The sequence below is a fragment of the Microbacterium sp. NPDC091382 genome, from assembly GCF_044757025.1.
GTDB lineage: Bacteria > Actinomycetota > Actinomycetes > Actinomycetales > Microbacteriaceae > Microbacterium.
In genome coordinates this window covers 1,066,689-1,084,608 of record NZ_JBIVUD010000001.1, presented here as the reverse complement: position 1 = coordinate 1,084,608, position 17,920 = coordinate 1,066,689, and the positions used below count along the sequence as shown (strand labels likewise).

Below are 17,920 nucleotides of genomic sequence, written 5' to 3'. Positions count from 1 at the left end.
GTTTCCTTTCCAGGGAATGCCTCATGGAGTGAGGCCGTCGGCGATGCTCTGCAGGTTGCGTCGCATCATGTCGAGGTATGTGCCGCCCGGCGAGCCTTCGGGGGCGAGCGATTCGGTGAACAGCGAGACGACGTCGACGTCGCGGCCCGCCTCGTCGGCGAGCACTTGCATGAGCCGGTCAGGCTGCGAGGAGTCGGCGAAGATGGTCGTCACCCCGGCCTCGTCGATCGCGTCGACGAGGCCTTGCAGGTCGGACGCGCTGGGCGCGGCGAGGGTCGTCCCGCCGGGGATCGCGGCGCCCAGGATCCGCACGTCGTAGCGTCGCGCGAGGTAGCCGAACACGTGATGGTTCGTGACGAGCGCGCGGTGCTCAGCGGGAATCGCACCGAGGGTGTCAGCCATCTCGGCATCCAGCGTGGCCAGCTCGTCGAGGTAGGTCGCGGCCGCCTTCTCGACGACGGATGCCTCGACCCCGTCGATCTGCGCGAGCCGCGGCGCGAGCGCCTCGACGACGCGGGCGGTCTGCGTGGGGTCGGTCCAGAAGTGCGGGTCGACGGCGTCCGAGTCGGCGTAGTCGAGCGGCTCGATGTGGTCGCCGGCCACGAACGAGGCGACACCGTCGGCGGTCGCCGCGTCGACGTGGTTCTGCACTCCCTCCTCCAGCCCGAGGCCGTTCGAGACGAGGAGGTCAGCGGTGCGCATGCGAGCGGCCTCGCGGGCCGACAGTTCGAAGGAGTGCGGGTCACTGCCCCGCGGCATGAGCGTGACGACGTCGACCTCCTCGCCCACGAGATTCGCGGTGATGTCGCCGAGCAGGTCGGTCGTCACGACGACGGTCGGGCGGTCGGGTCCGGCGGCGGCGCACCCGGCGAGCGCCGCGACGGCCGCGACCACGACCGCGGCGAGCGCGCGCCTCATCGGCCCGTCTCCGCGACGAAGGCGGGGGCGTCGGCGTCGAACGTGCGCGCGATGCGTGCGGAATCGGCGTGGTCGATCTCGAACATGACGTTCTCGGCGGGTCCGTTCAGGTAGGTGCGGTTCGCATCGATCTGCAGGGTGACGCCCGCCGCGAGAGTGGGATCGGCGAGGGATGCCGCCACGAGCGGTTTCGAGCGGGCGAGCGTCTTCCCGCTCTCGCCGTCGATCACGAGCACCTCGCCCTTCTCCGTGAGAGCGACCACGTGCTGGTCGGCGTCGTCGACCGCGGCGACCCGCGCGAGCGGCTCGCCGGCGTCGATGCGGCTCCACGCCCGTTCGCGGGTGTCGAGCAGCCAGAACGCCCCGCCGCCCGTCGCACCGGCGACGGTCGGTCGGCTCTCGCGCGCCGCGAACGACAGGGCGCGCCCCTCGGCGCCGTCGGGGTACGGGATCCGCTCGAAGGTGGTGCCGTCGGCATCCGTCACCGCCATGACCGCGCCGCCGGCGCATCCGACGACGACGCCGACGTTGGTGGCGATCGAGCCGGCCGGGTCGTCGCAGGCGATGGTCTCGATGTCGGTGCCCGTCGCATCGACGTATCGAAGACCGTCGGCATCCGTCACGAGGGCACCCGTCGGGAGGGGGACGACCATGCCGGCGCCGGCGGGCACGTCGAGCCGGAAGCGCTCCTCGATGCGGCCCTTCTTGAGCGCGTCGAGGTCGAGGAGCATCGCCTCTCCGCCATCGAAGGACACACCGGCACCGAGGTCGCTTGCGACGACGGTCGGTTCGCCGTCACCGGAGAGCTCCCCCAGCACGGCCGCGGGAGCCTCGTAGTAGTGGAAGTGGTCGACGTGGTTCCACGTCCAGACGCCGCTGTCGACGATCCCGACACCGCCGTCGCGGCCCGCGTAGAGGAACCGTCCGTCCGTCTGCAGCGAGGTCGGCGGAGTGATCTCGCCGAGGGTCTCGCTCGTCTCGTCGAGGAGGTCGAGGTGGTGCACGTCTCCGGTCGGGGTGACGCTCGTGAGGTGCAGCGCCGGCTCGGCGAGCTCGGTCGCACCGGCGATGGCGCCGTGACCGCCACGGGTCGGTTCGGGGGCGGCTGCCGGCGCGGACTGACAGCCGGCGAGCACAAGGGCGAGAACGGGCACGAGGGCGAGAGGGGCGCGACGGTTCATGCGGTCCTTTCGTCGAGGGCGGGGCGGGTGGTACGGATGAGCGCGCGGATGCCGGTGGACACCGCGCCCGAGCAGATGGCGGTGAAGGCGACGGTGGCTCCCGCGGCGGTGCCGAGGTGCCAGGACAGGACCAGACCCACCGCGACGGCGACGGTGCCGATGAGGGCGGCGAGCGCCATGGTCGGCACGATGCGGCGCGTCCAGGATCCGGCGGCGACGGCGGGGCCGAGGAGCATGCCGACCACGAGCAGCGATCCGACGGCCTGGTAGGCAGAGACGACGGCGAGGGTGACGAGACCGACGAGCAGGATGTGGGCGAGGCGGGGTCGGAGGCCGAGCAGCTGCGCCTGCCGCGGATCGACGGCGAGCGCGACGAAGGAGCGGTGCCCCGCGGCGGCGACCAGCAGGGTCACGGCCGCGGCGAGGGCGAGGAGCACGAGGTCGCCCCGCTCGATCGCCAGGATGTCGCCGAAGAGGATGGCCGAGGCATCCGTCGCGAAACTGCGCGAGGCGGAGATGACGATGACGCCGAGCGACAGACTCGCGACGAAGAGCAGGCCGATGCTGGTGTCGGCCGAGAGCCGGCCGCGGCGCTGCAGCGCTCCGACGCCGACCGACATCGCGGCGGCGCTGACGGCGGCCCCCGCGACGGGCGGGACGCCGGTGAGGGTGGCGATCGCGATTCCGGGGAGCATGCCGTGGGCCATCGCCTCGCCGAGGAAGGCCATGCCTCGAAGGACGACCCACGTGCCGACGACGGCGCAGACGACGGCGACGAGGGCGCCTCCCACGAGGGCGCGCTGCACGAAGGCGACGGCGAAGGGGTCGAGGAGAAGGGACACGGTGCCTGACTGTACACGTAATTGAGAACGGTTTTCATTTGCAATACTGGTCGGATGCTCAGGGATCCGGTCATCCGCCTCCGCGGCGTTCGCGTCGACATCGAGGATCATCGCGCCCTCGACGGCGTCGACCTGGACGTCGCCGCCGGGGCGCTGACCGCGGTGGTGGGCGCGAACGGGTCCGGCAAATCGACCCTCATGTCCGTCCTCTCCGGGTTGCGCGCTCCGACGTCCGGCACCGTCGAGGTGCGCCGGGGCACCGCGATCGCGCTCGTGCCGCAGCACACCGCCGACAGCGCGCGGCTGCCCCTGACGGTGACGGATCTGGTGTCGATGGGGCGATGGCGCGAGCGCGGCGCCTTCCGTCCGCTGCGGCGGAGCGACCGGGCGATCGTCGCCGAGGCGATCGACGCGGTCGGGCTGACGCCCCATGCGGCGCGTCCGCTCGGCGCCCTGTCGGGGGGCCAGCGTCAGCGGGCCTTCCTCGGCCAGGCCCTCGCGCAGCAGGCGGATCTCCTGCTGCTCGACGAGCCGACGAGCGGTCTCGATGACACGTCCCGACGAGCCGCGGCATCCGCTCTGCGCGTCGCGACCGACCGCGGTGCGGCGGTCGTCGTGGTGACGCATGACCTCGGCGAGCTCGGCGACGTCGACGACGTCGTGACGCTCGCGGCAGGCCGGATCGTGGATGCGACGACCACGGACGACACGCGGGGGCGGAGGGGCCGGAACGTGAGTAGCGTTGAGGCGTGACCAACGCTCCGATCGATGCCACCACCACGTCCGCCTGGGCTGAACTCGAGTCGCTGAAAGCCGGCTTCACCCCTGATCTGCGCGGCTGGTTCGCGGCAGACCCGGAGCGCGTCGCCAAGCTGACGCACGACGTCGCCGACCTTCACGTCGATCTGTCGAAGAACCTCGTGACCGACGAGATCGTCGCCGCCCTCGTGCGCCTCGCCGAGCAGACCGGCGTCGCCGAGCGGTACGCGGCGATGCTCGCGGGCGAGCACATCAACACGACCGAGGATCGCGCGGTGCTCCACACGGCGCTTCGCCGACCCGCCGACGCGACGCCGTCGCTGACGGTCGACGGCCAGGACGTCGATGCCGACGTGCAGGGCGTGCTCGACGCGATGGCGGAGTTCGCCGGTCGGGTGCGGTCGGGCGAGTTCACCGGCATCACGGGTAAGAAGGTCGAGACGGTCGTCAACATCGGCATCGGCGGCTCGGACCTCGGCCCGGTGATGATCTCGGCGGCCCTGGAGCCGTATGCGGATGCCGGCATCTCGGCGCGCTTCGTCTCGAACATCGACCCGTTCGACATCGCGTCGAAGACGAAGGACCTCGACCCCGAGACGACGCTGTTCATCGTCGCGTCGAAGACCTTCACGACGCTCGAGACGCTGACGAACGCGCGCCTCGCGCGGGACTGGCTGTGGGAGGGTCTCGCGTCGGCGGGCGCCATCGACGGCAGCGACGAGCAGAAGAAGGATGCCGTCGCCCACCACTTCGTCGCCGTCTCCACCGCACTCGACAAGGTCGCGGACTTCGGCATCGACACCGCGAACGCGTTCGGCTTCTGGGACTGGGTGGGTGGCCGGTACTCGGTCGACTCCGCGATCGGGCTGTCGCTCGTGATCGAGTTCGGGCCCGACACGTTCCGCGAGCTGCTCGCCGGCTTCCACGCTGTCGACGAGCACGTGCGGACGACGCCGCTCGCGCAGAACGTGCCGGTCCTGATGGGCCTGCTGAACGTCTGGTACACGAACTTCCTCGGCGCGCAGTCGCACGCCGTGCTGCCCTATGCGCAGCAGCTGAGCCGGTTCGCCGCGTACCTGCAGCAGCTGACGATGGAGTCGAACGGCAAGTCGGTGCGGTGGGACGGCTCCCCCGTCACGACCGACACCGGCGAGGTGTTCTGGGGCGAGCCCGGCACTAATGGGCAGCACGCGTTCTACCAGCTGATCCACCAGGGCACACGGCTGATCCCGGCGGACTTCATCGCATTCGCGAACCCCGCCTACGCACTGACCGATGGGGACCGTGACGTGCACGGGCTGTTCCTGGCGAACTTCCTGGCGCAGACGAAGGCGCTCGCGTTCGGCAAGACGGCCGAGGAGGTCGAGGCTGAGGGCACGACCGGCGCGCTCGTCGCGGCGCGGACGTTCCCCGGCAATCGTCCGACGACGTCGATCTTCGCGCCGTCCCTGACCCCAGCCGTGCTGGGTCAGCTCGTCGCGCTCTACGAGCACATCACGTTCACGCAGGGCGCGATCTGGGGCATCAACTCGTTCGATCAGTGGGGCGTCGAGCTCGGCAAGCAGCTCGCCATGCAGATCGCGCCCGCGATCGAGGGCGACAGCGACGCGTTCGATTCGCAGGACGCTTCGACCAGGGCGCTGCTCGAGTACTACCGCGACCACCGCGCCTGAGGGTCAGTCGACGAACTCCGCCCGGATCTCGGCGACGCCGTGAAGCTCAGTGCGGAGACGCCGGACGAGCTCGTGTCCCCGCGCGCGCCAGCGTGGCTCGTGATCGGTGGAGTTCTCCCAGAGCGGGAGGTCGGTGCCGTCCTCCGAAAAGACCCGGATCAGACGCCGACCGTCAGCGAGGCGCGGCGGCTTGCGGTTCCTCACCTGCCGATCCTGCTTCGCCCACAGCGCTCGCCTGCGCGCTTCTGTCTCGTTCCCCACGGAGCCACCGTACCGACCGCTAGAACGGTGGTGGGTCGGTGGTGAACCGCGGGACCCGGCGTTCGGGGTGGACGAGGTAGACCCGGCCTGCGGGTGAGGTCCATTCGAGCGCGCCGCCCGGTTGGGCTGTGACCTGCCAGTCGGTGTGGTGCTTGAGAGTGTGGTGCCCACGGCAGAGGGGTGCGAGGTTGCTGGCGTCGGTGTGGCCACCGTGGTGCCAGTCGACGGTGTGGTCGATGTCGCACCGATCCGCCGGGATCCCGCAGCCGGGGGCCATGCACCGGGCGGCCCGCCAGCTGACGAGGCGGCGAAGGTCTGCGGGTGGCCGGTAGTGCTCACGGCCGACGGTGAGGACGACTCCGGTGTCGGGGTGGGTGAGGACCCGCATCCACCCGGATGCCGCCCCGCACAGTTCGCGGGCACGGTCGAGCGGGATCGGCCCGACGCCGTCGACCTGCGCGGCCGGGCCGTCACTGGTCAGGAGCGTGAGAGCGGGCACCGTGACCGCGACCGTCGGGCGGATCCCGCGCACGATGTCGGGAAGGGATTCGGTTTCCCCGTCGATCAGCAGGTCTCCGAACACGTCGGCGCGCTTCTGATCGAGCGACCGTTCGTCGTCGAGGGTCTTCGCGATCGCGGTGAGCCTGCCGTGGATCGCGTGCGCTTCGACCGCGGGGAGGTGCGCGGTCAGCCACGCCATCCCGTCCACGCCGGGTTCGACGCGCACGTGCCGGTGGGTGAGGGCATCCGCGTGACGTTCCGCGATGGTCGCTTTACGTTCCCGGTCGACGATGCGCCGCAGTGCGCGGCGGAACGGTCCGGTCGGCATCTCCTCCGCCAGCGTCAGCACCTCGGTCACCAGCTCTCCCCGGACCGTCTCGAGCTCATCGAGCCCGTCGACGATGAGCGTCGCGTGGGTGTCGGTGATGTCCGCGTGGCTCATCGCCTCCCACACCGCCGGATACCGCGTCACCAACGCGCGCCCGACCCCCATCAACCGTCCCGCGGCGTGCTCGGTGATCCGCAACGCCGACGCGACTTCGAGGCGCACCGACCGTTCCACGAGCACCGACGCACCCTCACCCCGGGTCGCCGCGCGGATCGCGTCATCCCACAACTCGACGATGCACGCATACCGCTGCGCCGCGTGGATCGTCGCCATGTCCGCGCTCAACACAACCCAGTCCAGGGTCGTCGGGATCCCCTCGGGGACCTCATCGACGTACGGGGAAGGGCTGGACATACTCCCAGACTAGAAGGGGGTTCCGACATCGGTTCCGACACCGGCCCGACCCCGCATCCACCCCTTCCCCTGTCGCAACCGACCGCATCCCACGGCACGTTGCGACGGGCGAGCTTCGCCCGCAGCCCGGCCGCCTGACCACCGCCCGCCGACCTCACCCGGTAGCGTGCAGGCATGCGCGGACGCAGACTCACCTGGACCATCGGCGGCGCCGGACTGATCGCGTGCGGGGTGGCCGGCATCCTGCTCAGTGCCACCCTGGGCTCTTCGCTGACCGACGTCCTGGCATCCTCCGTCGACCTGCTCTGGGCGGCTGCGGTTCTCGTTTTCGCGATCGGCACGTCACCCCGCGACAGCGTGGTCGCTCGTCGCCCCCTCGGGATGATCACGCTCGCGCTCGTCGCCCTCTGGCCCCTGGCGTTGCGGATCGTCGGCCTGTTCCAGGACCCCATGAACCCCATCCCGCTCATCCCGTGGGAGGTATCCACCTTCGTTCCGCTCGCTCTGAGCCTCGTCGCCGTCGTGCAGATCGGCCGCGCGTCCGTCGCGCCGCGCGCGTGGCGGTGGGCGCCGGCGATCGCCCTCGCCGTCTCGGTCGCATGCGACGCGCTCAGCCTGGTGGTCGTCGCGGGTGCCGACCAGGCCACGGCCATCCAGTTCGTCGGTCTCTCGTCGGCGCTCGGCGTGATCGGATTCCTCGTCCGCACACTGGGACTCGGGATCGTGGCACTCCTCGCCGTCGCGTCGGAGCGACCGGCATCCGTCCCGGTCTACTCGTCGCCCTCGGAGCCCGCGCCGGGCTCCTGACCGTGCGCCGCCCGCCGCCGTGCGGAGATCTGCGTTCGCGCGGACGTTCGGGGCGCGGAGCCTCCGCGGGAGCGCAGATCTCCGCGCGAGCGCAGAGGAACGGCACCCTCTCCCTGGACAACTCCCGCGCAGAGCGCGACCCTGGTCGCATCCCCGGACGAAGGAGACGACCATGTTCCAGAACGACGCCGCGTACAGCGGGTTCGCGGTCGACGACCTCGACGTCGCACGAGCGTTCTACGCCGACACCCTCGGCCTCGACGTGTCGACGCTCGACAGCGGCTTCCTCCACCTGAACCTCGCGTCAGGCGGCACGGTGCTCATCTACGGCAAGCCGCACCACGAGCCCGCGAGCTTCACGATCCTGAACTTCCCCGTCGACGATGTCGACGCCGCTGTCGACGATCTCAACGCGAAGGGTGTGCAGACCGCGATCTACGACGACATGCCCACCGATTCGAAGGGCATCATGCGAGGCCACGGCCCGACGATCGCATGGTTCCGCGATCCCGCCGGCAATGTCCTCGCCGTCCACGAACGCTGATGCTCAGGGCTCCCAGTACCCCACGGCGCAGAGCAGCCGCGTCTCATCGTCGGCGTCGGCCGGCGGCTCGATCGCGGGTGGGAACACACCCCACTGCCGCCACTCGTCGGCGTTCGGGACGACGTTCTCGTTCAGCCCCGCGATGAGCTCGGGAGACAGGTGGAACGGGATGCCGAGATGTTTGGCGATCAGCCACGCCTGGAACGCGCGATACGTCGCCAGGTGCGCGAACCCCTCTTCGGCGGAGTAGTCGCCGTACTGGAACCGGAACATCGTCGCCGCAGAGCCCTCCCGAACCGCAGCCGTCGCGGTGTCGTTCAGGCGGTCGTAGGACCCGATCGGGTCGTCTCCGAGCAGGTCGGCGTTCCGGAATTCGTCACCGTCGGCGGGCGACTTCCCGGCGAGCACGTCGGGGACCCAGGCCTCGTCGTAGGCGTGCGCGAAGACGATGTCGCGGAAGGTGGGATCGGGAGTGGACGTCCACTCCTTCGGAGCCGGCTTCGCCAGGTCGGCCGGATCGATGCGATCGATGACGGAGCGCAACGCGGCATCCGCTTCGAGAAACAGTTCGTCGGTTCTCATGGCGACACCGTACGACCGGCCGCCGACACGGTCACGAGCCGTGGACGTGGATGCGCTCGCCCGACGCACTGAAGATGCTCACCACCTCGGCCGGCCCGTCCTCCGATGCACTGATGCTGTGCGGCAGACGGGTGTCGAACTCCGCTGCCTCGCCCACGCCGATCCGGTGCTCCTCACCATCCAGCGTCAGCCGGATCGTGCCGCTCAGCACGTAGAACCACTCGACGCCGTCGTGCACCTTCGGCGGCGGAGCAGCGGAGGCCGCGGCGTACCGGATCTTGTAGGTCTGCACCGGCGAGTGCTCCAGGGTCAGCGGAGCGACGACCATGCCGTGCCGGCGCTCGGTCGCGCGGCGCACCCGCGGATCGACGGGCTCCCCGCGCACGAGGTCGTCGAGACGCAGGTCGAGGACCGAGACGAGCGGCAGCAGCAGTTCGAGGGATGCCTGCCGTCGCCCCGCCTCGAGGCGCGACAGCGTGCTGATCGACATCCCCGCCTTCTGTGCGAGATCGGCCAGCGTCCACCCGCGCTGCTGCCGCGCCGCCCGAAGTCGCGGTCCCACCCGGGTCAGATCCGTCGCCATGCCCCCGAGTTTGCCACTTTCGCAAACGATGTTGCAGGAACCGCACGAATCGAGGGACCGTAAAGGCATGACAGACACCCTCTATGACGCCGTCATCGTGGGCGGCGGCACCGCCGGGCTCAGCGCTGCGCAGATGCTCGGACGCGCCCGCCGCCGCGTGCTCGTGATCGACGCCGGCTCCCCCCGCAACCGCTTCGCCGCGCACATGCACGGCGTGCTCGGTCACGATGGGCTTTCCCCCGCCGAGCTCCTGCGCGTCGGCCGGGCAGAAGCCGAGGCGTACGGTGTCGAATTCCTCGACACCACCGTGGCCTCGATCGACGACGCTGGCGACCATCTCACCGTTGCATACGACGGCGGCACGCTCGCCGCGCGCGGCGCGGTCCTCACCACGGGGGTCATCGACGACCTTCCCGACGTCCCGGGCCTGCGTGAGCAGTGGGGCCGCGGCGTGATCCACTGCCCGTACTGTCACGGGTACGAGGTCGCCGGACGCCGCCTGGGCGTCCTCGCCACCTCGCCCGCGAGCCTGCACCAGATCGAGCTCGTCCGGCAGTGGAGCGACGACGTCACGGCGTTCACGGCGGGTCTCGGCACGATCGACGACGCAGCCGCGGTCCGCCTCACGGCCCGCAGCATCCGCCTCGTCGACAGCGAGGTCGTCGAACTCCGCACCGAGGACGACGTCGTGACCGGGGCGGTCACGACGGACGGCACCGCCCACCCGATCGATGCGCTCTTCGTCGCGCCGACGCCGCGCCTGCACCTGGACTACGCAGCGAACCTCGATCTCGCCGTCTCTACCGAGCCCGGCGAGGGCCTGCGTGTCGACATGCGCGGCGCGACGAGCCACCCCCGCGTATTCGCCGCAGGCAACGTCGTGACCCCGTTCGGCAACGTCCCGCTCTCGATGGGCCAGGGCTCGATGGCCGGGGCCGGTCTCAACGCGGCGCTCGTGATGGAGGACGCCGCTGCGGCCTCACTCCTGCGCAGCTGAGGCGGCCGCGGCGGCGCGGGCCAGCCACGCCGGCGGTTCACCGTACCGCTGGAACGGCACGAGCCTGCCCGCCGCGCAATCCTCGACCAGCGTCGCGAGCCGGTCGACGCGGGTCTGCTCGCGCTTCGCGCTCTGCAGCCAGTTCGCCACGGCCCGCCGGTACGACGGGGTCGCTTCGTCCCAGAACGCCTGGGCGGCCGGGTTCGCGGCGAGGGATGCCGCCTGCTCCGGCGTGAGCTCATTCCGCTGCTCGTGCGAGTAGACGCCTGACAACTCCGGGGTCCGCCGCTCGAACGCGGCGAGCCCTGCAGGATGCATCCGCCCCTCGGCCTGCAGCCGCTCGATGTGCGCGATGTTGACGGCGCTCCAGATCGACCGCGGCTTGCGCGGCGTCCACCGCTGGATGCGCGCGCCATCGTCGATGCCGCGGCTGACCGAGTCGATCCACCCGAACCGGAGCGCCTCGGGCACCGCGTCGGCCCAGGTCAGACCCTGCCGCGGATCGCCCTTCTTGTAGAAGATCGTCCACACCTCGGCGGCCGTCTCATGATGGGTCTCGAGCCAGTCGCCGAACTCCGTCGCCGAGGCGAAGAAGATCGGGTCGGATGCCGGTTCCACCATGGTCGCGACGGTACCACCGGCATCCGACGCGGTCAGCGCAGCTGGAGGCTGTTCCAGGCGCCCGGCTCGTCGAACTCGCCGTACACGACCTCGGCGCCGCTCGTGGAGACCGTTGCCGCGCAGACGAGGAGCGACAGCGTCGGGTAGCCGTGCGGGCGGTTGTCGCGGATGATGGCGCGGTCGTCGGTGGGAGGCAGTGCGGTCGTGCGCTCGAGGGCGCCGAGCCACTCGGCGATCCAGTCGTCGCCGGACGGTGCCGGGAAGGCGTCGTGCCACGCGACGATGCGCGCGGTCCGGGGGTCGTCGACGTCGTCGTGCGCGATCATGTGGACGCCCGGGGCGAGATCGACCGCGCGCACCGACTCGCCGTCCCACATCGCGACGCGGGCGCGACCCGGAGTGACCGTCAGCAGGTTGAAGCCGTGCGTCGGCGGCACCTCGGGCAGCCCGCGTCCGGCCGCGGCGTCGAGCACCATGTGCCCGCGCGAGCCGGTCGCGAGCGAGTCGTCGATCAGGTCCGCACGGTTGAGCACGACCACGAGGCGCGAGGACGGCGGATCGGCCGCGAGCCAGGCGCCGCCCGCGCGGGTGTCGCGCACGCCGATGACGCCGGGGAGGTCAGGCCACCACTCGCCGAGCGGATCCCATGCACGGGCGGGATCCTCGTCGCGGACGGCCAGAACGCGGATCGCCGCCGCGGGGTCGTCGGGCACGTGGACGATCACGGTGCACATCGTTGCGGCCTTTCGCGTCCGACCCCGTGGGAGGATCGGACCATGTTCGTCGTCGTGGGCGTCTCAGGCGGCATCGCCGCCTACAAGACGGTGCAGGTGGTCCGTGCATTGGTGACGAACGGGCACGAGGTGCACGTTGTTCCCACCGAGGACTCGCTGCGGTTCGTGGGGACCGCCACCTGGGAGGCGATCAGCCGCCATCCTGTCACGACGAGCGTGCACGACGACGTCGCCGAGGTGCGCCACGTCGCCCTCGGCACGAGCGCCGACCTCGTGATCGTCGCCCCCGCGACCGCGAACACCCTCGCCAAGATGGCCGCCGGGATCTCCGACAACCTCCTCGGCGTCACGCTCCTCGCCACGACCGCCCCGGTCGTCGTCGCCCCCGCGATGCACACCGCGATGTGGGACCACGCCGCGACGCAGGCGAACATCGCGACCCTCCGCGGGCGCGGGGTGCACATCGTCGGGCCGGCCGACGGCCCGCTGACCGGTGGCGACAGCGGTCCCGGACGCATGGTCGAGCCCGACGAGATCGTTACCGCGGCGCTGGACGCGGCCGGGGCGCCGGCATTCGAACTCGCGGACCTTCGCGTCGCGGTCTCGACCGGCGGCACGCGCGAGCCGATCGACCCGGTACGCTTCCTCGGCAACCGCTCCAGCGGAAAGCAGGGGGTGGCCGTCGCCCTCGCCGCCGCCGACCGTGGCGCGTACGTCCACCTCGTCGCCGCGCACGTCGACGAGGGCGTCCTCGAGAAGGCCCTGCACCACCCGCGGATCGCCGTCGAGCGCGCCCTCACCGCTGTCGAGATGGATGCCGCGATGCGCGCCGCGAGTGCCGAGGCCGACGTCGTCGTCATGGCCGCCGCGGTCGCCGACTTCTCGGTGCCCGAGGTCTCGGACGTCAAGATCCGCAAGGAGGACGGCACCGTCACCCTCGACCTCGTCGAGAACCCCGACATCCTCGTCGGGCTCGTGCAGGAGCGGCGCCCGGGCCAGACGATCGTCGGGTTCGCTGCCGAGACGGCCGCCGACGACGCGGAGCTGCGCGAGCGCGGCATCCGCAAGCGCTCCCGGAAGGGTGTCGACCTGCTCGCCGTGAACCGGGTCGGCTGGCAGGAGGGCTTCGAGACGGCCGACAACCGGGTGCTGTTCGTCGACACCTCTGACGAGGTCGCCTCGCAGGCCGCGGGGACCAAGCGGGTCGTCGCCGACGCGCTCTGGGATGCGGTGCTGCGGCTGCGCTGAACCTCCGGCGCTCGCGCGCAAGATAGCGGCATCCGATTCGGTTCGGGCTCCGAATCACCTGAGTGCCGCAGATACACACTCCTCTTCTCGCGCCCGTGGACGGGCATCGCAACGTCACGGACCTGCTCGTCCGCCGTGCCGAGGAGGCTCCCCACCATGCTGCGTTCGACGTCGCCGTCGGCGACGGCACGTGGCGGCAGGTCTCCACCGTCCGATTCCTCGGCGAGGTCCGCCGACTCGCGAAGGGTTTCATCGCCGCCGGCGTCGCACCGGGTGACGCTCTCGCGATCATGGCCTCGACGCGATACGAGTGGGCCGTCACCGATCTCGCCGCCTGGTTCGCCGGCGCGGTGGTCGTGCCGGTCTACGAGACCTCGTCCCCCGTCCAGGTCGCCGGGATCGTCGCCGACGCCGACGTGGTCCTCGGCGTCGGCGGCACCGACGCGCAGACCCGCCGTCTCGCCGACGCGTTCGCCGAGACAGGCGCCGGGCGCCTCGGCGCGTACGCGATGGACCCGGCCGACCGGGTGACCGGCGGCATCCGCACCCTGGACGACCTGCGCTCGCGGGGCGACGACGTGACGGATGCCGACCTCGAGCGACACCGCACGGCGGCCGACCTCGACGCGGCCGCGACGATCGTCTACACATCGGGCACCACCGGCGAGCCCAAGGGCGCCGTGCTCACGCACCGGAACTTCCTCGGTCAGGTGCTCAACATCGCCGCCGCCTACGGCGAGGTCGTCCACGAGCAGGGCAACACGATCATCTTCCTGCCCCTCGCCCACGTGCTGGCTCGCGGGCTGCAGCTCATCTGCCTCGCGAACGGCATGCGCATCGCGCACCTGAGCGACCCGAGCACTGTCGTCGAGACGCTGTCGGTCCTCCGCCCGACGTTCCTCGTCGTCGTGCCGCGCGTGCTCGAGAGGATCCAGGCGGCCGCGGCGCAGAAGGCCGAGGCCGCGCACCTGACAAGGGTGTGGCGCGCGGCGGTGGCGACTGCCGTCTCGGGCGGACGCGCGGCCGAGCGGAGCGCGGACGGGCGGGCACCGGCATCCGTTCGGCAGCGCCTGTTCGAGGCACTGTTCTTCCGCAGGCTGCGCGCCGTGATGGGCGGACGCGTCGATTACATCCTTTCGGGCGGCGCCCGGCTCGACCCCGAGGTGTCGCTCTTCTTCCGCGGCATCGGGGTGCCCGTCATCGAGGGGTACGGCCTCACCGAGACGACGGCACCTCTCACCGGCAACCTGCCCGGCGACATCCGCGCCGGAACGGTCGGGCGCCCGCTGCCGGGCTCCACCGTCCGCATCGGCGACGACGGCGAGATCCTGGCGAAGGGGATCGGCGTCTTCCGCGGCTACCGCGACCCCGCGCACGACGCCGAGGCGTTCATCGACGGGTTCTTCCGCACCGGGGACCTCGGACGCTTCGACGCCGACGGACGCCTGATCATCGAGGGCCGTTCGAAGGACGTCATCGTCACCTCGACCGGCAAGACCGTCGTCCCCGCCCCGTGGGAGTTCGCCGTCGAGGCGGACCCGCTCGTCTCGCACGCCGTCATGGTCGGCGAGGGACGGTCCTACCTGAGCGCGCTCATCATCCTCGACCCCGAGGAGGTCGCGAGGCGCGGCGATGCGCCCACCGCCGGTCAGCTGCGAGAGATCCCCGACGAGGATCTGCGCACACGCATCCAGCGGAGCATCGACGCCGCCAACGCGCTCGTCTCGCGCAGCGAGCAGGTGCGGCGATTCGTGCTCATCGCCGCCGACCTCGCCGACACCACCATCATCACGCCGACGCTCAAGATCAAGCGCCGCGTCCTGCTCGAGCGCGGCTCCGACGTCGTCGCCGCCCTCTACCGCTGACTCCCCTTCCGAAAGGCCATCATGTCTTCGCAGAACCGTTCCGCCGTCATCACCGTCATCGTGGGGCTCGTCATCGGAGCGCTGGTCGCGCTCGCGGGCAGCCAGGGAGGCGCGACCGTCGGCGGCATCCCGGTGTTCGCCCTCGCCGTCGCCGCCGCGTTCGCCGTGCAGGTGCTCGTCTACATCCCGTCGGCGATCGCCCGTACCGAGCGCTTCTTCGATGCCACCGGCAGCGCGACCTTCATCCTCGTCACGCTCGGCGTGGTGCTGCTGTCGCCCTCGCCCGACGCGCGCTCCATCGCCCTGGCGGCGATGGTGATCATCTGGGCCGTCCGACTCGGCTCGTTCCTCTTCATCCGCATCCACCGGTCCGGCAGCGACGACCGATTCGACGACATCAAGGTCAACCCGCTCTCGTTCCTGCGCGTCTGGATCATGCAGGGCCTCTGGGTGAGCATCACCGCCGCGGCCGCCTGGATCGCGATGGCGACGGAGCCGGCGGACCGCGTCTCGTTCGACGTCTTCGCCGGCATCGGCATCGTCGTGTGGATCGTCGGCATGCTGTTCGAGGTCGTCGCCGACCTGCAGAAGAACGCGTTCAAGGCCGACCCCGCCAACAAGGGACGTTTCATTCGGACCGGCCTGTGGTCCCGTTCGCGCCACCCCAACTACTTCGGCGAGATCCTCGCCTGGGTCGGCGTCGCGATCGTCGCCGCACCGGTCTTCGAGGGCTGGCAGTGGATCGGCCTGCTGTCGCCGGTGTTCGTGATCCTGCTGCTGACCCGGGTCAGCGGCATCCCCCTGCTCGAGAAGAAGGCCGACAAGCGGTGGGGCGGAGACGCCGACTACGAGGCGTACAAGACCGCGACGCCGGTGCTCGTGCCGACGCTCGGACGCACGAAGGTCGCCGCGCCCTGACGCCGGCGAGCCGGGCTCGCCTCAGCCGAGCCCGGCGACCTTCGGCGCGGGCCTGCCGTGCACGTGCTCGCCGAGGAAGCCGAACACCGTCTCGTACCAGACGACGGCGTGCTGCGGCTTGAGCACCCAGTGGTTCTCGTCGGGGAAGTACAGGAACCGGTGCACGGTCGAGCCGTCCTCCTCGCCGAAGTGCTCGTTGAGCTCCGACCACAGCCGCAGGCTCTCACCGATCGGCACGCGGTAATCGCGGTCGCCGTGGATGACCAGCATCGGGGTCGAGATATCGGTCACGGAGCGGTGCGGTGAGTTCTCGGCCATCGCCTCGGGCGTGAAGATCTCCTGCCAGTACGACGAGCTGTCGGTCGTCCCGGCGAACTGGTCGAGCGCCCACAGGCTCGCGTGGGTCACGATCGCGCGGAACCGGTCGGTGTGACCGGCGACCCAGTTCGCCATGTACCCGCCGAACGAGCCGCCCATCGCGGCCGTCCTCGTCTCATCGATGTCCTCGCGCGCAACGACCTCGTCGGTGATCGACATGAGGTCGGTGTACGGCTTCTCACCCCAGCTGTTCCACCCGCGGGCGATGAACTCGAGCCCGTAGCCGGTCGACAGCGCGGGATCAGGAAGCAGCACCGCGTAGCCGCGGGCGAGCGCGAGCTGCGGGCTCCACCGCCAGCTCCAGGCGTTCCAGCTGTTCAGCGGCCCGCCGTGGATCCAGAGCAGCAGGGGTGCGGGGGATGCCGCATCCGCCCCCTCCGGCAGCAGCAGCCAGCCGCGCACCCGGGCGCCGTCCTCGGCCGTCGTCTCGACCTCGGTCATCGTGCCGGCGGGCGTCGGCAGCGGAGCCGGCGTCGCGAGCGCGGTCACGGTACCGTCGGGGTCGATGCGGACCGGGTGCGGCGGCACCATCCACGACGAGCGGAGCGCGACGAGCGCGCCCGTCGCGGGGTCGACCGACACGTTCGAGTACGCGTGGTCGTCGGTCGTCAGCTGGACGGGTGCGCCGCCGTCGAGCGGTACGCGGAACACCGGGCCTCGGCCGTCCTGGTCGGCCGTCACGATGAGCGCCGTGTCGTCGTGCGCGAAGGCGATGCTCGTCGGCCAGCGATCCCAGCCCTCGGCGAGCCGGCGCGGCGCGGAGCCGTCGATCCCGGCGACCCACAGCTCCTGATCTGCGGGGCCCGTCGGGTCCGAGAACGTTGCCCGCCCGTACGCGATCAGACGGCCGTCATGACTGATCGCCGGGGACTCGAAGTAGGTCGAGCGCTCCTCGAACAGGGTCGTGCGCTCGCCCGAAGCGACGTCGATCGACACGATCGCGAAGCGCTCGGCGCGGCCCTGCGGGAAGCGCATCGCGGCGATGAGCGTGCGTCCGTCGGGGGTGAGGGCCGCACCGGCGGTGTCGGCCGTGCGGCCGGGGGCGGGCGTCAGGTCGCGCGGACGCGGGAGCGATGCCGGGTAGGGGGTCGTGGCATCCGGTTCGTCCTCCGCCGTGTCGGACGCGGCGAACGACCCGATCGTGTCGGCGAGAGCATCGAGGTCGAGCGAGAGCAGGTGGGGCTCGGCGGGTCCGAGGTCGTGGTCCCAGTAGCGGACCGGGTAGGTCGAGTGCAGGATCGCCGAGAGCTTGCGCTTCTTGCGCTCGGCGCGCAGCGTCGCGTCGGCCTCGAGCGAGTCCGCCGACGGCAGCAGGTCGGCTGCGAGAACGGCGACGGATGCCGCGTCCGCGACGGCGGCGATCCCCGACGCTCCCCCGGCCAGACGCGTGATCGCTCGCGCGTCACCGCCCCCGGCTGGCAGCAGCCAGAGTTGCGCCGCCTCGTCCTCACCGTCCCCTTCGGCATCGGGCCGCGCGCTCACGAACAGCAGGTCGCCGTTGGCCGTGAAGGCGGCGCCCTGCTCGCCCTTCGCGGAGCGGGTCAGCCGCCGGGGCGTGCCACCGCCGCTCGCGGGGACCTCCCACAGCGCCCGGTCGTACCCGGTCTTGTCCTTGTTCAGCGTCGCGACAGTGAGGACGGCGCGGGTGCCGTCGGGCGAGAGGGCGACGGCGTCGATGCGGGGCAGGGCGATGTAGTCCTCGAGCGAGGCGAAAGGGTTCTGCGGCATCCCTCCACGCTAACCGGGCACCCCGCCGGGGCAACAGG

The 17,920-nt window shown here is 71.2% G+C and carries 18 protein-coding genes; 8 read left to right on the top strand and 10 right to left on the bottom strand.

Going from position 1 to position 17,920, the window contains the following annotated elements; translation table 11 throughout:
* Nucleotides 1-21 precede the first annotated feature (21 nt).
* Genes ACIQLK_RS05210 through aztB form a run of 3 tightly spaced genes read right to left on the bottom strand, consistent with a single transcriptional unit; the run spans nucleotide 22 to nucleotide 2,941 of the window.
* A complete protein-coding gene (locus ACIQLK_RS05210; RefSeq protein WP_400363232.1) occupies nucleotides 22-918 on the bottom strand; it encodes a metal ABC transporter solute-binding protein, Zn/Mn family in 897 nt (298 codons plus the stop codon).
* Entirely contained in the window at nucleotides 915-2,099 is a 1,185-nt protein-coding gene (locus ACIQLK_RS05205) for a hypothetical protein (RefSeq protein WP_400363231.1), read from the bottom strand. The genes ACIQLK_RS05210 and ACIQLK_RS05205 overlap by 4 nt, the downstream gene beginning before the upstream one ends.
* Nucleotides 2,096-2,941, bottom strand: a complete 846-nt coding sequence (aztB, locus tag ACIQLK_RS05200) for a zinc ABC transporter permease AztB (RefSeq protein WP_400363230.1) — start codon at nucleotides 2,939-2,941, stop codon at nucleotides 2,096-2,098. The genes ACIQLK_RS05205 and aztB overlap by 4 nt, the downstream gene beginning before the upstream one ends.
* Before the next feature lie 54 nt (nucleotides 2,942-2,995).
* Here aztB and aztA point away from each other — a divergent pair, with 54 nt between their 5' ends.
* The gene (aztA, locus tag ACIQLK_RS05195) at nucleotides 2,996-3,694 is read left to right on the top strand and encodes a zinc ABC transporter ATP-binding protein AztA (protein WP_400363229.1); all 699 of its coding nucleotides are present in this window, start codon (nucleotides 2,996-2,998) and stop codon (nucleotides 3,692-3,694) included.
* A complete protein-coding gene (gene pgi / locus ACIQLK_RS05190) occupies nucleotides 3,691-5,373 on the top strand; it encodes a glucose-6-phosphate isomerase (protein WP_400363228.1) in 1,683 nt (560 codons plus the stop codon). Before aztA ends, pgi begins: the two co-directional genes overlap by 4 nt.
* Nucleotides 5,374-5,376: 3 nt before the next feature.
* Here the strand turns inward: pgi and ACIQLK_RS05185 are convergent, their stop codons facing one another.
* Together ACIQLK_RS05185 and ACIQLK_RS05180 are read right to left on the bottom strand one after the other, a co-directional pair.
* A complete protein-coding gene (locus ACIQLK_RS05185; protein ID WP_400363227.1) occupies nucleotides 5,377-5,634 on the bottom strand; it encodes a hypothetical protein in 258 nt (85 codons plus the stop codon).
* 19 nt (nucleotides 5,635-5,653) lie between these two features.
* Nucleotides 5,654-6,877: a DUF222 domain-containing protein gene (locus ACIQLK_RS05180; RefSeq protein ID WP_400363226.1), complete on the bottom strand. Its 1,224-nt coding sequence runs from the start codon at nucleotides 6,875-6,877 to the stop codon at nucleotides 5,654-5,656.
* Nucleotides 6,878-7,051: 174 nt separating this feature from the next.
* Here ACIQLK_RS05180 and ACIQLK_RS05175 point away from each other — a divergent pair, with 174 nt between their 5' ends.
* Complete coding sequence (locus ACIQLK_RS05175; RefSeq protein WP_400363225.1) at nucleotides 7,052-7,684, top strand: hypothetical protein; 633 nt, start codon at nucleotides 7,052-7,054, stop codon at nucleotides 7,682-7,684.
* A 172-nt stretch (nucleotides 7,685-7,856) separates the two neighbouring features.
* Nucleotides 7,857-8,228 carry a VOC family protein gene (locus tag ACIQLK_RS05170; protein WP_400363224.1) on the top strand — a complete coding sequence of 124 codons (372 nt, stop codon included), beginning with the start codon at nucleotides 7,857-7,859 and terminating at the stop codon, nucleotides 8,226-8,228.
* Between the two features lie 3 nt (nucleotides 8,229-8,231).
* Here the strand turns inward: ACIQLK_RS05170 and ACIQLK_RS05165 are convergent, their stop codons facing one another.
* Entirely contained in the window at nucleotides 8,232-8,810 is a 579-nt protein-coding gene (locus ACIQLK_RS05165; protein WP_400363223.1) for a hypothetical protein, read from the bottom strand.
* Nucleotides 8,811-8,841: 31 nt separating this feature from the next.
* Complete coding sequence (locus ACIQLK_RS05160) at nucleotides 8,842-9,393, bottom strand: helix-turn-helix domain-containing protein (protein ID WP_400363222.1); 552 nt, start codon at nucleotides 9,391-9,393, stop codon at nucleotides 8,842-8,844.
* Between the two features lie 67 nt (nucleotides 9,394-9,460).
* Here ACIQLK_RS05160 and ACIQLK_RS05155 point away from each other — a divergent pair, with 67 nt between their 5' ends.
* Entirely contained in the window at nucleotides 9,461-10,390 is a 930-nt protein-coding gene (locus ACIQLK_RS05155; protein ID WP_400363221.1) for an NAD(P)/FAD-dependent oxidoreductase, read from the top strand.
* On the opposite strand, the gene ACIQLK_RS05150 is transcribed toward ACIQLK_RS05155, so the two are convergent.
* Both ACIQLK_RS05150 and ACIQLK_RS05145 read right to left on the bottom strand, forming a co-directional pair.
* Entirely contained in the window at nucleotides 10,373-11,011 is a 639-nt protein-coding gene (locus ACIQLK_RS05150) for a YdeI family protein (protein WP_400363220.1), read from the bottom strand. The two genes, ACIQLK_RS05155 and ACIQLK_RS05150, sit on opposite strands and share 18 nt — an antisense overlap.
* A 32-nt stretch (nucleotides 11,012-11,043) precedes the next feature.
* Entirely contained in the window at nucleotides 11,044-11,745 is a 702-nt protein-coding gene (locus tag ACIQLK_RS05145; protein WP_400363219.1) for an NRDE family protein, read from the bottom strand.
* Between the two features lie 42 nt (nucleotides 11,746-11,787).
* On the opposite strand from ACIQLK_RS05145, the gene coaBC reads away from it, so the two are divergent.
* The 3 genes from coaBC (at nucleotide 11,788) to ACIQLK_RS05130 (ending at nucleotide 15,776) form a co-directional block, all read left to right on the top strand.
* Nucleotides 11,788-12,993 (top strand): bifunctional phosphopantothenoylcysteine decarboxylase/phosphopantothenate--cysteine ligase CoaBC, encoded by a 1,206-nt coding sequence (gene coaBC, locus ACIQLK_RS05140; RefSeq protein ID WP_400363218.1) that lies wholly within the window; start codon nucleotides 11,788-11,790, stop codon nucleotides 12,991-12,993.
* Nucleotides 12,994-13,055: 62 nt separating this feature from the next.
* Complete coding sequence (locus ACIQLK_RS05135) at nucleotides 13,056-14,858, top strand: AMP-dependent synthetase/ligase (protein WP_400363217.1); 1,803 nt, start codon at nucleotides 13,056-13,058, stop codon at nucleotides 14,856-14,858.
* A 21-nt stretch (nucleotides 14,859-14,879) separates the two neighbouring features.
* Nucleotides 14,880-15,776, top strand: a complete 897-nt coding sequence (locus ACIQLK_RS05130) for a DUF1295 domain-containing protein (RefSeq protein ID WP_400363216.1) — start codon at nucleotides 14,880-14,882, stop codon at nucleotides 15,774-15,776.
* A 21-nt stretch (nucleotides 15,777-15,797) separates the two neighbouring features.
* Here ACIQLK_RS05130 and ACIQLK_RS05125 read toward each other — a convergent pair whose 3' ends face one another.
* Nucleotides 15,798-17,882 (bottom strand): S9 family peptidase, encoded by a 2,085-nt coding sequence (locus tag ACIQLK_RS05125; RefSeq protein WP_400363215.1) that lies wholly within the window; start codon nucleotides 17,880-17,882, stop codon nucleotides 15,798-15,800.
* Between the last annotated feature and the right edge of the window lie 38 nt (nucleotides 17,883-17,920).